This window comes from Deinococcus aquatilis DSM 23025 (assembly GCF_000378445.1).
Taxonomy (GTDB): domain Bacteria; phylum Deinococcota; class Deinococci; order Deinococcales; family Deinococcaceae; genus Deinococcus; species Deinococcus aquatilis.
In genome coordinates, this window is the sequence record NZ_KB899706.1 from 27985 (window position 1) to 41812 (window position 13828).

Consider the following 13828-nt stretch of genomic DNA (forward strand, 5'->3'; position numbering starts at 1 on the left):
TTGGTTTTGTACCTCAGAACAAGAAATACTTCTGCGCCATCGGCAGTGTTTCGGCGGGTTCGCAGGTGATCAGTTCGCCGTCTACCCGCACTTCATACGTCTCGGCGTTCACCTGAATATCGGGCGTTCCGGCATTCAGCACCATGTCTTTCTTGCCGATGCTGCGGGTGTTGGCAACAGCGCTGTAGCGGCGGCCAACGCTGGGCAGGTAGCCCAGTTCCAGCGAAATGCCCGACACGAAATGCAGGCAGGTACTGGCCGTGGCCCCCCCGAAGGCCGCGAACATCGGGCGGGTGTACACCGGCTGCGGCGTGGGAATGCTGGCCCCCGGATCGCCCATCTGCGCGGCCACCACCAGCCCGCCTTTGACCACCATCTGCGGTTTGACTCCGAAGAAGGCTGGTTTCCACAGCACCAGATCAGCCAGTTTGCCCACCTCGATGCTGCCGACTTCGTGCGCGATTCCGTGGGCAATCGCCGGATTGATGGTGTACTTGGCGATAAACCGCCGCGCCCGCAGGTTGTCGGCCCGGCTGTCCAGTTCGCCTGCCAGTGCGCCGCGCTGCACCTTCATCTTGTGGGCGGTCTGCCACGTCCGGGTAATCACTTCTCCGATACGCCCCATCGCCTGCGAATCGCTGCTCATCATCGAGAACACGCCCAGATCGTGCAGCACGTCTTCGGCGGCAATCGTTTCGGGGCGAATCCGGCTTTCGGCAAAGCTCACGTCCTCGGGAATACGCGGGCTGAGGTGGTGGCAGACCATCAGCATATCGAGGTGCTCGTGGATGGTATTCACCGTAAACGGCATGGTCGGGTTGGTGCTGGAGGGCAACACGTTGGGCAGCCCCGCCACCCGGATGATGTCGGGAGCATGCCCGCCGCCCGCGCCCTCGGTATGAAAGGTGTGGATGGTGCGCCCGCCAAAGGCCCGGATGCTGTCTTCCACGAAGCCCGATTCATTCAGCGTATCGGTATGAATGGCGACCTGCACGTCGTATCGCTCGGCCACGCTCAGCGCCGCGTCAATGGCAGCGGGCGTGGTGCCCCAGTCTTCGTGCAGTTTCAGGCCCAGCGCCCCGGCCCGCACCTGCTCGGCCAGCGGTTCCTGAGTGCTGGCGTTGCCCTTGCCCAGCAGTCCGAAATTCAGCGGCAGCCCGTCCAGCGCTTCCAGCATGCGGTGAATGTGCCACTCGCCGGGAGTGCAGGTGGTGGCGGAGGTGCCCGCAGTAGGGCCAGTGCCGCCGCCGATCATGGTCGTCACGCCCGATTCCAGCGCCGTCCATGCCTGCTGCGGCGCGATGAAATGGATGTGGGTATCCACGCCGCCCGCCGTCAGAATGTGGCCCTCGCCCGCGATGATCTCGGTGCTGGCCCCGATGGTCAACCCCCGACTCACGCCGTCCTGAGTGCCGGGGTTGCCCGCCTTGCCAATCGCCGTGATGCGCCCGTTTTTCACGCCCACATCGGCCTTCACGATGCCCCAGTGATCGAGGATGATGGCGTTGGTGATCACCAGATCGGGCACATCGTCATCTGATCGGGTGGCGGTGCTGCTCTGGCCCAGGCCGTCGCGGATCACCTTGCCGCCGCCGAATTTGACTTCCTCGCCGTAGGTGGTGAAATCGCGCTCGATCTGAATCAGCAACTGCGTATCGGCCAGCCGAATGCGGTCTCCGGTGGTGGGGCCGTACAGGTCGGCGTACTGTTTGCGGGAAATCTTCATTCCGTTTCTCCCGATTCTGTCCCCTTGAATCCGCCCTGTCTGGCCCGCTCCAGCGCCTGTTCCCGCTGGGTATCCAACTCGCCGCTGACCAGTGCGTTCATGCCGTACACGGTGCGGGTGCCGCCCAGAGGCACAAGCTCCACTTCTCGTTCCTCGCCGGGTTCAAAGCGCACGGCGGTTCCGGCGGGAATGTTCAGACGCTGGCCGTAAGCGGCGGCCCGGTCAAATTTCAGAGCCGCGTTGACCTCAAAAAAATGAAAATGGCTGCCCACCTGAATGGGGCGGTCTGCGGTGTTGGCAACGGTCAGCGCCGTGACGGGTTTGCCCGCATTCAGGTCGATGTCGCCGCTCTCCAGCAGGTATTCCCCCGCTACCACCCGGCTTGCGCCGCCGCGTATCGGGTCGTGAATGGTCACGAGTTTGGTGCCGTCGGGGAAGGTGCCTTCCACCTGAATATCGTGGATCATCTCGGGAATGCCGTCCAGTACGTCATCGGCGCTCAGGATGGTGGCCCCGTAGCTCATCAGGTCTTCCACGCTGCGCCCGTCCCGGATGCCTTCCAGCACCTCGGCGGTAATCAGGGCCACCGCTTCCGGGTAATTGAGCTTCAGGCCCCGCGCCCTGCGCCTGCGTGCAACCTCGGCGGCGGTGAAAATCAGCAGCTTGTCACGTTCTCGCTCGGTCAGTTGCATAGGTGGGTTGCCCCCTGAAGGTGAGGTGGTACCAGCGGTTCTGCCCATGACTGGAAAAAACGGATCCCCCCAACAGGGTGGGTAAGGCCCGGGCAGGCGGGAGAGGAGCAGCAACGAAACAGGAAGGACACAGGAGCACTGCCACGACAGGCCGATACGGCGAGTACGTATGAGATGCAGTTTGTCACAAGTTGCCGCAGGGCGTCATCAAGCTCGGCAGTTCCAGTTTCACCCTGGAGAAACCTACTCTGTTGTCCCACGGTTCAGCTGCCAAACCGGAGAACCGTCAGCAGTCAGAAAAAGTTTAGTAGCCCACACTAAAATAAATGAAAAGGGGGCCATCTACTGGGAGGCCACCCGTAACTGGGAGGCTACGTGCAGAGATTGATCAGGTGGGTGATCGGGCTGGGGTTTTTGATTGGAGTTTTGCAGGGCGCGGCGCAGGCGCAGGCGCTGCAATACGGCATCATGTCCGACAACTTTCAGGGACAGTCCGGGCTGCCTGCCGGGTATGTGGCGAGCGGCCCCAGCTACCTGAACTTTCCCGACACCTCGGCAACGGCAGCGTCCGGCCTGCCCCGCCTGAAAGTGTTTGCCGCCACTGCCAGCAACCGAAACGCCACCGAGACCATTTCGACTCTGAATTTTACCGATACGTCCCCCGGAGGCACACCGAAAGGGCTATGTAACGGCACCTCTGCGGCAGCGACCTGTGCCAACGGCAAGGGCTGGACGGGCCGGGTGATGTACGCCCTGCTCAAATTTCCGGTGTCAGGCACGTACTACTTCACGCTGGCCCACGACGACAGCGTTCAGGTCGATCTGTCGGGACAACTGACTGCCAGCGATCCCCGCACCGCCACCTACGGTACCGTGCTGGGCGGCGTCTCTTCCTTTACCCTTAACGACTCCACCTACGAAACGCTTAATACCGCGCCCTTTGTGGTCAGTGCCTCTGCGTGCTACCTGATGCGGGTGTACTGGAACAATCAGGGCGGCGTGAACCATCTGCGCCTGCGCTACGGCACCCAGAGCAACTTCTCGGATCAGGCGATTATTCCAGCCACCCAGTACCTCTTGCCCGGTGTCGCTGCCAACTGGAACAGTTGCACCAACCCCACCCTGACTATCAAGAAGCAGAGCGTGGGGGGCACGGGCAGCTTCACATTTACCGGCACCAACGGCTACAGCGGCGAGACCATCACCACCACCGCCGTCAGCACGCCCGTCACTGGCACCACCTTTTCGCTGACCAACCAGTACGTCGCTACCAGCGTCACCGAAACTGGCCCCAGCACCTTCGGACTGACCGGCGCGACCTGCACCGATGCCAATGCGGCGGTCAGCGGCAATCCCCCCACCATTCCCAGCACCCTCAGCGGCAAAACCGTGACCATCGCGTCTACGTACATCATTCCGCAGGCCCAGATCCAGTGCACGCTGACCAACAGCATGTTGGGTGTCCTGAGCCTGAGCAAGGCCAGCAACGGGCCGTGGACGGCGGGCCAGAGCGGGGCCACCTATACCCTGACCGCCAGCAACAACAACGGCACTGGCGGAAGCTCTATCGCTTTTCCCATCACCATCACAGACGTGTTGCCCAGTGGCATCACCGTGACAAACGGTGCCGTGGCGCTCAGCGGGACCAACGCCGCCAACTGGAGCTGTAACGCCGCCAGCAACGTCCTGACATGTAGCAGCAACACCGCTCTTGCTGCCAACAGCACATCTACCTTTACCTTCGGCGTCACCGTGGGCGCGTCGGCAGCCTCCACCGTCACCAATTACGCCTCTATCGCTTCCGGTACGGGCGTCACGCCGCCGACTCCTGGCCCCACCTGCACCACGGCGGGTATCTGCGCCTCGATCAATACCACCGTGCTGAGCAAGCCGACCATCACCAAATCGTTCTCGCCCGCCTCGATCCTGTCGACAGAAAACAGCACCATCACGTTTACCCTGACCAACAGCAACGCCACGCCCCTGACCAACCTTGCCTTCAGTGACACCCTGACCAACATGAGCGTGAACAGCACCGTCATCGGTGGTACCTGCGCCAACAGCGGCATCGTCAGTCCGGCTGCCCTGAGTGTGGGAGCCACGTCGCTCAACCTGACGGTGGCAACGTTGGCGGGGAACAGCAGCTGCACACTCACGGTGGTGATCAAGCCGACAACCAGCGGCACGCTGCCCAATACCACCGGCGGCGTGAAGAGTACCGAGACACCCACGACGGGTCAGGCCTCCAACACCGCCAACCTGACCGTGACTGCCGTGATCACTGCCGACCTGAGCATCACCAAGACCGGGCCGAGTACGGCAGTGTCTGGAACAACCATCAGCTATACCCTGACCCTCAGCAACGCTGGTCCTGCCCCGGCCAACAATGCCACCTTTTCCGACCCCAACACCGCCAACCTGACTGGTGTGACGGCGGTCTGCCAGAGTCCTTCAGCGGGCGTCAGTGGATGCAGTACCACCGTCGCTGGTAGCGGCAATGTCACAGGCAGTGTGACGGCCTTTCCATCGGGCGGCAGCGTACAGGTGTTGATTACGGGTACCATTCCTGCCGGGGCCACCGCCCCGCTCAACAACACCGCCACGATTACCGCCCCCAGCGGCATCACCGATTCAGCAACCACCAACAACAGCAGCACCGTTGCTACCACGCTCAGCAAGGTTGCCGACCTGAGCATTACCAAGACTGACGGCCTCAGCAATGTCAGCACTGGGCAGACCGTGACATACACCATCGTAGTGGCGAATGCCGGGCCAAGCACCACCACCGGCAACTTTGCCGACACCACCCCCAGCGGCGTCACGCTCAGCAACTGGACGTGTACCGCCACTACCGGTACCGCCAACTGTCCAACTGGCCTGCCTACCAGCGGCGGTTACACCAATACCCTGCTGAATCTGCCCACCAACAGCAGCATCACCTTTCAGGTCACAGGAACGGTCACGGCGACTTCTGGCAGCGTCAGCAACACCGCCTCGATCAAGGCCCCTGCCGCCGTTGCCAATGCTGCCGGAGTTACGGGGGCCACCAGTACTGCCACTGATACCGATACCATTCTGGCCGATCTGAGCATCACCAAAACCGGGGCAGCGGCGGCCCAGCCGGGCAATCTGGTTACGTATACCCTGACCGTCAGCAACGCGGGGCCGTCCACTGCCACCAGTATCACCCTCACCGATTCACTGCCCGCAGGCACCAGCTTCAGCGCAGCAGATCAGGCCAGCGGCTTCAGCGGCGTCTACAACGGCAGCACCTCGCCCAAAACCGTCACCTGGACGCTGAGTAACATGACTGCCGCTGCGGCCGCCCAGACCGTGACGCTGGTCCTCAGAATGCCCAGCGCCAGCGTCGTGAGGGGTGACCCGGCCAGCCTGCCACCCACGGCAGGGATCACCAGCGTCACCAATTCAGCCACCGTCGGAAGTCCCAGCGACACTGTGACCGCCAACAACACCGCGACGGCCTCCACCGGTCTGATGCTGGCCGAGCTGATCAAACGTGTCAGGAATATCACTGCCGATACACGCGATAACGGTGGTACGGCCCGCTTCGGCATCTCCACGCAGGGCAATCCAGCTGAAAAACTGGAATACTGCCTGACTTTCCGCAATCTGGGGGGTGTGGCGCTGGGCGGGTTTGTGATTACAGACGATGTGCCCGTGAATGTCACGGCTCTGACCGATGCATACGGCCTTCCCGAGTTCGGCGTCTCGCTCCTGCGCGGCGGTACGGGTACGGCAGGCAGCCCGGCGGTCACTGGCGGCACAACGTCGCTGCTGACCAGTACAGAGGTCACTCCTGCGCTTGACGGCGGCAGCCTAAGCACAGGCGGAGGCGCGTTCGGTCAGGGCCTGCTGACCACCACCCTGACCACGCCCCTGACAATCGGTGAAAGCGGGCAGACGTGTTTCAGGGCCAGTATCCGGTGATGGCGGGCCTGTTCTGCCATGCTTTTTCGGCCCATCTGGGATATGACCCGCTGCCATCCTTTATGCTGACGGCCAGATGAGCGCCGTGATCCACCTCCAAGCGTTGGGCCTGACCGAATACGAGGCCCGCGCGTATACCGCCCTGCTGGCACTAGGACGGGCTGTGCCTGCCCGTGTAGCGCGGCAGGCGGGCATTCCTCGCCCCAAGATCTACGAGACACTGGAACGCCTGGAGGGGCGTGGCCTGGCAGCCAAAGTAGGTCAGAATCCGCTGGAATATGCGCCCCTCAGTGCCCGCGAGTACTTGGCCCGCTCGCGCCGTGCCTTCGATGACCGTCTGGGTGCCCTCGATCGAGACCTGTCTCGCCTCGCGCCCGACCCAGCCCCCGAAGCCGTGTATCACCTGTATGGCGAGGCCGCCATTCGCAGTCTGTGCGAAGACCTGACCCTGAACGCCCGCCGCAGCGTGTATATGGCCGGAGACGCGGCGCTGGCCGACCGCCTGGAACGCCTGACACCACGCGGTGTGGAACTGCACCGCACTGTGCTGACAGCTCTTCCCAGCATTGCCGCAGCCGGCCAACAGGCCTTCTTGCTGGCCCGTGACGGAGAAGCTGCCCTGATCGCTCATTTCATAGAGGAGGGCGGCGTAGGGGAGGCGCATGGGGTTCACACGCACAACCCAGTCATCATTCACCTGATCGAGGGTTATGTGCGTCTGGCGGCCCAGCACACCCCCTCTGGACATACACCTACTAGCCCGCCCACCCCATAAGTAGGTTGGATTTCGGGGTGGGAGTTGACAAGTCCGGAGGTCGCTGTTAACCTAGCTGAGCCTTGAGAGCGACACAAGAGGCAAGCAAGAGAAAACGGTGAGGGGCTGTGGCGCAGCTGGGAGCGCGTCTGAATGGCATTCAGAAGGTCAGCGGTTCGATCCCGCTCAGCTCCACCAACAACGCCCCGCCCAACAGCGGGGCAACTTTTATCACTGTGCAGGCGGTGGGTCAAACCACCTCAAGGCGATGTAGCTCAGCTGGTTAGAGCGAACGACTCATAATCGTTAGGTCCGCGGTTCAAGTCCGCGCATCGCCACCAAGACCTTAAAACCTCGTCATAGACGGGGTTTTTTGTGTTTGTACTGAGTACATGAACTCGGTCTAACGAGCAGTGATCGTTTGTTCCAGACTCCGCCAGCCTGAGTCCCGTCAGAGGCGGTCACTGATGACTTGGGAACAACTCTGGGAGCAGTTTTACTACCACCTGCGGATTCGTCGGCGCGCCAAGACGACCCTGCACTTCTACGGCACGACGCAGAGGGTCCTGGGGCGGTATAGGGCTGACGCCCAGGACTTTCCGGCTCTTCCGGCAGACGTCACCGTGCGGCATCTGCGGGCCTTTGTGGTCTGGTTGGAAGAGCGCGGCCTGGCCGCGGGTGGAATTCACGCGCATGTCCGTTCTCTGAAGTCGCTCTTTGGCTGGGCCAAGCGCGAGGAGCTGCTGCTGACTGACCCTTCGGTGCGGCTGGAGCGGCCCACCTTACCGGGACGGCGCTTGCCGAGCATGACCAACGAGTGTGTGGCCAAGCTGCTCAAAGCGGCCAAAAGCACTGCTCAGCCATTGCGGGATACGGCCATGCTGCTCACCTTCTTCGATACCGGCATCCGCCTCGAAGAGTTGATCACTCTGCGGCGGGACGACGTGAAGGTCGACCGGGGCGTGCTGCGCGTGATCGGCAAGGGAGACAAGGAACGCGCCGTGCCCATCGGCACCCGCGCGCTGACGGCCATCAACGCGTATGTGGTGAGGGAGCGTTCCCTCCAGCACGCTGGGGTGGCCGAATTGTTCGTGAGCCGCCGGGGTCTGCCCATGACCCGCAGCTGTGTTTCTCTCCTGCTCAAGCGGCTGTCGCTGGTCAGTGGCTTCGAGCGCGCCCAAACCACGCCCCACACCTTCCGGCGCGGCTTTGCAGTGGAGTTCCTGCGCAATGGGGGAGACGTGTTCACCCTCCAGCAGATCCTCGGGCACAGCAGCCTCGAGATGACGCGCCGCTACGTGAACTTCCTCGACGAGGATCTCAAAGCCGCCCACCTGCGGTTTTCACCGGGAGACCGCCTGTGATGCCGGACGCGTTGACGGCGGCCTTGGATCGGTACCGATTCGGCCCACCTCAGCATGTTGAGCACATCGAGAAAGGCGGTGAATGGCGAGTGCGTAGCGGTGACCGGGTCTTGCGCTGGTCACTCACCGATGCCTTATCGGCCGACCACATCGTGCGGGATGCCCGGATGTTGGTTACCCTCGAACACCACGGCATTCCGGCGCCGCACCTGCTGGCCCTGGACACCACCGACCCCCAACAGGTTGTAAGTGTGCAGCACCTTTTGCTGCCAGGTGCGCGGCTTGATGTCGAAGCGGCTGGACTGACTGAGCGTGGTTGGCAGGCGTTGGGGGCTTACTTGCGGGCGCTGCATGACCGGGGGCCGGTACCGCCCTTTCAACAGGCGGCGTCGGACGAAACGGTCTGGCAGGAGGCGCTGCGCACTCTAAATGAGGCAAACAGGCTCACACCCACCGACCGAGCTTGGCTACAGCGGTGGTGGACCCTGCTGCCCCCAGCGCCCCTCGTATTGACCCACGGCTTCGCAGATCCCGGCTGGGTAGTGACCGACTCCCAGCGCGAGCTGATCCTGGGCCTCACCGATTGGAGCGTCGCCCAAGGTCGCTCGGCAGGGCACGATTTTCTGCGTTTGCCGGAGTCGGCTTTAGAGACGGTCTTGGAAGGCTACGGGCCCTCCGGCACTGGCCTCTTCCTGCGGGCCAAGTTGCTGAGTCTGGTTCAGGGGGCCGCGCAGGAGGGTCAAACTGCTGCTTGTGCAGAGGTTTTTGCCGACCTGCTTCAGCGTTTGGGGCTGAGCATGGGTCATTAAAGCCGCGGCTTTGGGCTGTTGGGTGCGGCTCTATTTTGGGGGGCTTGACAACCTCGTTACACTGGCGATGACAGACCAGTCCTGAGGCTGGTCTCAGTCGTCTCTTTACAGCCCACTTTTAACCCCTGCACCCCGGAGAACTTCTCCGGGGTGTGTTGCTGTCGCCCCTTGCGTCCTTCAGGAGGATGTTCCTTATGTCCAATCAGCGCTTTTACTGTGTGTACTCTGCCGTGCTGGCCAACGCCCCACCCACTGTCTGCGGGTCAGTCTCGCCCTTTGTAGGAGATACTGCCGACCCTGCCACCTGTGCCTTGAACTGGACATACGCCCGCTGTGCGGCAGGCAGGTCAGTCGCGTACACGATCGGCTGGCCTCTTCCAGGCATTTTGAACTCCTGAAGTCCCAGCCGCTTCATCACTTCTCTCTCGGCTTTGGCGTGGGTGTCTTTGGCCGTCTCCAGATCGCGGTAAGCCCACTGCTCCCGTTTGAGAACCGCCTGATGAAGGGCGGCGCTTGGGGGCAACGGTGCTGCCAGACGCTTGAGCCCCTGGATCAGGTGTGGGGTGTTCGTACTGCTGTGATGAGCCTGAACAAGCCCAGCGCCGATCAGTGCGTGGCGCGGCACCCCACCGAGGACATCCAGGAGATCTTGAGCAATCGCCTGCGTGGCGTCTCGCCACCGGGGTGATTGGCTTCCCCGAACGAAATGCAGGCTGGTTTGATAGGGCCTGACTTGAACCCACCTGGCTAGGCTCGGGCTGTTCAGCCGCTGCGCATCCGCCACGATGACGCGGGGGGTGCCTGTGAGGTACGTCCGGTGCTGCCGTCCCCGGTGCAGTAGTTGCAGGTACTCGGTGGCTTCTAGATGCTGATGCAGTTCTGTTCGGGCCGCTGCGTCGGAAGGGAAGAGCGCCGCAAGCTGATATTCCCGGTGTGTTCTTGGCAGATACGGCGCCTTGAGCGCGATCACGTCGCTCCCTGCGTGCTGATTTTGTCCTCGTCCTGCGAACCAGTAGCCTGTCTGAGCGTCCACAGTCAAGGTGAAGCCTGCTTGCTGATACGTGCTTTCCAACAGGGTCTTCCATTGACTGCTGGGGTGAGTCAGCCCTTTGGGGGTAATCAGCAACTGTCCGCGTCGAGGATTCTGTTGTTTGAGTTGAACCAGCTCTTCGGCGATCTGTAGACGTGCTGAACTGCGGCGCGTTTTGCCCTCGTCATAGGCGTCCAGCTTCAGCGCCAGAGCGTGTTCCACCTCAAGTGGTGCGCCCAAATCAAATGAATGCACCTTGACAGGGTGCTCGGCGAACAAGGCTTGGTACTGAAGAGGATGCGCATAGGCGTCCAAGACCAAGGCTGGGCAGGGGAGGACGATCGATCGGCGCAAGTTGTACCGCAGGTCGAAGCCCGCAAGGAGGTCACCATGAATCCCCAAGCGTTGACTCGCTTGTCCCGAACGGAACGAAGCGAGATCGGCTTCAAAAGCTTGAGCCAGGAGGCGTGCCACATCTGGAGCGGAGTGGGCGATCTGGAGCAAGGCGCGCTCAAACCCCACTGGGTCATGTGCTGAGTCAAGCCGGTCAGTCAATGTCTCCCAAAACCGCTTTCCGTAAAGCCCATACTCGCAGGCTCGACGGCGCAGATCAGGCTGGAAGGGCTCGTACTCCTTCCATGAGCCAGACTGAGCGTCAAGCATCATCTGGCCTAGTGCCTGTGCTGTTGGATCAGACTGAGCGCACATCACACCCCCAGTGAACTGTGGCAGACCTTTTGGGCCGCTGTTCACGAGGAGCGTTCCAGTGGGATCTTCGTCGATCACCAGCAGGTCGGCAGCAGCCAGCCCAGTCTGAAGTCCTTCCGTGCCTAGGACGCGGTGCAGGTGGGCGTGGCTGATGATCCTTACTCCAGGCTGGTGTGGCCAGGTGAATTGTTGGCGATATTCTGCTCGGCGGCCCAACCTGGTCAAGTGCTCCTGACCATAGACGATCTTGACATCAAGCCCGCTGTCGAGGGCCATAAAGTCGTCGCACGCTTCTTGGCCGAGAGAGGTCGGTTCGCGCGTGTCCCGTGTGGCCCACAGCACTCGCTTCAGGGTGCCAGCGGCGATCTGTTGGACGATCAGTCGCCGAGTCAACGTGCTTTTTCCGCCTCCCGGCGGCGCAACAATGACATGCACTCCGGGATCGCTGCTGAGTGCGTGTTGGACGACCGTGGAGAGTGAGCTGAGCTCAAAGACAGGGGCTTTCACAGCCGCGGAGCATATCGGGTTCGGTCCAACTGCTTTAGCACCGACGATTAGTTGTGCCAGATCCTTAACTGCAGTTTGCACTATGACCCTTGCGGTTTCCTGTGGAGAGCACAGCTAGTTTCAAAGCTTCCTTACTTGCAGACGCTTGGCCGGCAGGCCAAGTCGGCCGGAGCGCAGCGAAGGGCGAAACACGCTGGGCCTGATGTTGGCAGGGACAACCTAGTGGAGCGTCAACTTTGGTCTGTCATTCTGGGAGATCTAACAGAGCAAACTTGTGGTGCTTTGAAGCCTTGCAGCGTAAAACAGACTGATGCGCGATATCATGTACCAGAACGTCGATCAACATTTGGTTCAGGCATTCCCTGTGCTACGAGATGCCCACGAACGATTCACGATCTACTTTCAGGATTCTCTCCCACAGCATTACGCTCTGTTTTCAGAGGTGTTCTGCCCCTTTTTAGAAACTCTCTTGGCCTTGCCAAGCAGTCCAATCCGTGACGAAACCCTGTTGCTGGGATTCAAGTTTGCAGAGAGCCTACTTGAAACAGGCGATCATGCCCTTTGCGACTTGGTCTGGATCGAAATGGCTGAATCACTCGATGGGTGGTGGTTTAGCCGGGCATACGACTTTATAGGGCCGCACCTTCGAGCACATGCGGAGCGTTATGAGGAGGGATGGGCAGAGGCGATGGGAAGTGTACCTGCACCGCCTGACCCTGATCGAATCATCAACGACTCTTGGGGGGTTCGGGCGGCAGCCGTGGAGCTCCTACGGGATGACAGTATCCAACTTGAACAACTGACAGACCTAAGTTGACGCTCCACTAGGGTGTGGTGCCTTCGCATTCGCTCGGCAAAATTTCTGCAAAAGAACGCAGAAATTTTCGCTGCAAGTAGAAGCAGCCTTTCGACCACATTCTGGTCAGGCAAAGTCACGCTGGGAAGGCAGCAACTTCTCCTGATACGTGGTAAGTTGCGGTCAACTTGAATTAGTCGGTGGACGTTTTTGCGCTTTAGCAGGTGAGATTGGGCTCGAGAGGGTGCCAGGTTACAGGCCTTTGGGACGACCAACAGATTGACCGTTGCCACCCAGACTGCGGTGGAGGTGTCAGGGGTGTCAGCCTGCCTGCCAGTGTGTTCACACAGATCGGTTGCCATGTACCGACGCTGTCGCGCCGAAACGGACAGGGGAGAGGTAGCTGACAGGCAGAACTCAACGGCTGCCTTGCCAGAACGTGTGCACAACAATCTGGAAGCGGTGTGGTCCTGGGCGCCTGAGGGGACTGAGTCAAGGCAAGAGGCACTCACGTGCCTGAAACAACCAGTATTGGGACTTCGACACGCAAAGTTCGTTCGTTTTCGGGAGGATCACATTGGCCAACAGATCAATCGACCCATTGACGTAAGGAGGTTCAGCGACAAGTTAGGCAATTGCGAAAGGATTTGCTGTCCTAGAGGGCAATCTTTTTACTTCATCCTCTAGAATTTTGGAACCAAGCCTTGTGCTCTACTGGCATGGACAGGACAGCACGCGCAGTCCTCAGACATCCAGCACAACATCCAGCATCACGACATCACCCCAGGGCTGCCCCTGGGGCACATTTTTGGCGACATCCTCAGACATTCCTCTTCCACCCGGCGTCCGCCGGTGCGCGTGGGGAGGCCCGATGGCCATTTCACAAGAACAAGTTCAACGGATTCAGGAAGCACATCAGCTCGGCCATCTCGATCCCGGCATTGCCCAGCATGCAGGCGTGAGCCTTGCCACCGTCAAGCGTTACCGCACCCAGTTCGGCCTCAAGACCAACTGTGTCACGGCGCTGCGGGGCGAACTGGGCGAGCAGCTGATGGCCGACCATGCCGCAGCACGGGGGCTCCCGGTCGCCTGGCGTGCTGGACACAACGACAAGCATGATCTGGTGATTGCCGGACAACGCGTTGATGCCAAGGCCACCATGCGCCTGGCGGATGGGTCGTGGCGCTTCCGCTTGCCCTCGAAGCGCAAGAGCTTCTACAAGCAGTACAGCTACCCCAAGGATTACGCCGCTGATTGCGACGTCATTGCGCTGGTCGCCCTGCATCCAGGTACGCAGAGCCCCGACTTCTATTTCTTACCCAGTGCAGGCCTTCTGAGCGATATCCGCATTCGAGCGGGGGGTAGCTGCGACTCCATCAAGAACGATTGGAGTTTGCTTGAAGGTTCAGGTCCAGCCTTACAGGCATAGGTTCTGCTTGCCCCCTACTCCGGGGGACTTCTCTCCTCTCGGAAGGCAGTCAGGAGACCAGACGA

At 61.1% G+C, this 13828-nt stretch carries 10 protein-coding genes and 2 tRNA genes; 9 read left to right on the forward strand and 3 right to left on the reverse strand.

The annotated features are described in order from the left end of the window. Positions 1-13: 13 nt before the first annotated feature. Both ureC and F561_RS0108620 read right to left on the reverse strand, forming a co-directional pair. Positions 14-1726 carry an urease subunit alpha gene (gene ureC, locus F561_RS0108615; RefSeq protein WP_019009556.1) on the reverse strand — a complete coding sequence of 571 codons (1713 nt, stop codon included), beginning with the start codon at positions 1724-1726 and terminating at the stop codon, positions 14-16. Then, positions 1723-2418 carry an urease subunit gamma gene (locus F561_RS0108620; protein WP_019009557.1) on the reverse strand — a complete coding sequence of 232 codons (696 nt, stop codon included), beginning with the start codon at positions 2416-2418 and terminating at the stop codon, positions 1723-1725. The genes ureC and F561_RS0108620 overlap by 4 nt, the downstream gene beginning before the upstream one ends. Positions 2419-2793: 375 nt before the next feature. Here F561_RS0108620 and F561_RS0108625 point away from each other — a divergent pair, with 375 nt between their 5' ends. From F561_RS0108625 to F561_RS0108650, 6 genes are all read left to right on the forward strand, one after another. Continuing rightward, positions 2794-6366, forward strand: coding sequence for a beta strand repeat-containing protein (locus F561_RS0108625; RefSeq protein WP_157451678.1), 3573 nt, complete (start codon positions 2794-2796; stop codon positions 6364-6366). A gap of 76 nt (positions 6367-6442) precedes the next feature. Beyond that, entirely contained in the window at positions 6443-7141 is a 699-nt protein-coding gene (locus tag F561_RS0108630) for a TrmB family transcriptional regulator (protein ID WP_019009559.1), read from the forward strand. 101 nt (positions 7142-7242) lie between these two features. Further along, positions 7243-7318 (forward strand) — tRNA-Ala (locus F561_RS0108635). Between the two features lie 66 nt (positions 7319-7384). After that, positions 7385-7461, forward strand: a tRNA-Met gene (locus F561_RS0108640). Positions 7462-7587: 126 nt separating this feature from the next. Further along, a complete protein-coding gene (locus tag F561_RS0108645) occupies positions 7588-8484 on the forward strand; it encodes a tyrosine-type recombinase/integrase (RefSeq protein ID WP_019009560.1) in 897 nt (298 codons plus the stop codon). Next, a complete protein-coding gene (locus F561_RS0108650) occupies positions 8484-9293 on the forward strand; it encodes an aminoglycoside phosphotransferase/kinase family protein (protein WP_019009561.1) in 810 nt (269 codons plus the stop codon). Before F561_RS0108645 ends, F561_RS0108650 begins: the two co-directional genes overlap by 1 nt. A 211-nt stretch (positions 9294-9504) precedes the next feature. Here the strand turns inward: F561_RS0108650 and F561_RS28765 are convergent, their stop codons facing one another. Beyond that, on the reverse strand, positions 9505-10578 hold the full coding sequence (locus tag F561_RS28765; RefSeq protein WP_157451679.1) for a hypothetical protein: 1074 nt from the start codon (positions 10576-10578) through the stop codon (positions 9505-9507). A 9-nt stretch (positions 10579-10587) separates the two neighbouring features. Here F561_RS28765 and F561_RS28770 point away from each other — a divergent pair, with 9 nt between their 5' ends. From F561_RS28770 to F561_RS0108670, 3 genes are all read left to right on the forward strand, one after another. Continuing rightward, positions 10588-10860: a hypothetical protein gene (locus F561_RS28770; protein WP_157451680.1), complete on the forward strand. Its 273-nt coding sequence runs from the start codon at positions 10588-10590 to the stop codon at positions 10858-10860. A gap of 988 nt (positions 10861-11848) precedes the next feature. Beyond that, positions 11849-12355, forward strand: a complete 507-nt coding sequence (locus F561_RS0108660) for a hypothetical protein (protein ID WP_019009563.1) — start codon at positions 11849-11851, stop codon at positions 12353-12355. Between the two features lie 850 nt (positions 12356-13205). Then, positions 13206-13763: a PDDEXK-like family protein gene (locus F561_RS0108670; RefSeq protein ID WP_019009564.1), complete on the forward strand. Its 558-nt coding sequence runs from the start codon at positions 13206-13208 to the stop codon at positions 13761-13763. Positions 13764-13828: the final 65 nt, after the last annotated feature.

What these genes read in the sequence shown, in the direction of transcription:
- ureC (WP_019009556.1), bottom strand. Translation starts at nt 1,726, where the DNA reads ATGAAGATTTCCCGCAAACAGTACGCCGACCTGTACGGCCCCACCACC.
- F561_RS0108620 (WP_019009557.1), bottom strand. Translation starts at nt 2,418, where the DNA reads ATGCAACTGACCGAGCGAGAACGTGACAAGCTGCTGATTTTCACCGCC.
- F561_RS0108630 (WP_019009559.1), top strand. Translation starts at nt 6,443, where the DNA reads ATGAGCGCCGTGATCCACCTCCAAGCGTTGGGCCTGACCGAATACGAG.
- F561_RS0108645 (WP_019009560.1), top strand. Translation starts at nt 7,588, where the DNA reads ATGACTTGGGAACAACTCTGGGAGCAGTTTTACTACCACCTGCGGATT.
- F561_RS0108650 (WP_019009561.1), top strand. Translation starts at nt 8,484, where the DNA reads ATGCCGGACGCGTTGACGGCGGCCTTGGATCGGTACCGATTCGGCCCA.
- F561_RS0108660 (WP_019009563.1), top strand. Translation starts at nt 11,849, where the DNA reads ATGCGCGATATCATGTACCAGAACGTCGATCAACATTTGGTTCAGGCA.
- F561_RS0108670 (WP_019009564.1), top strand. Translation starts at nt 13,206, where the DNA reads ATGGCCATTTCACAAGAACAAGTTCAACGGATTCAGGAAGCACATCAG.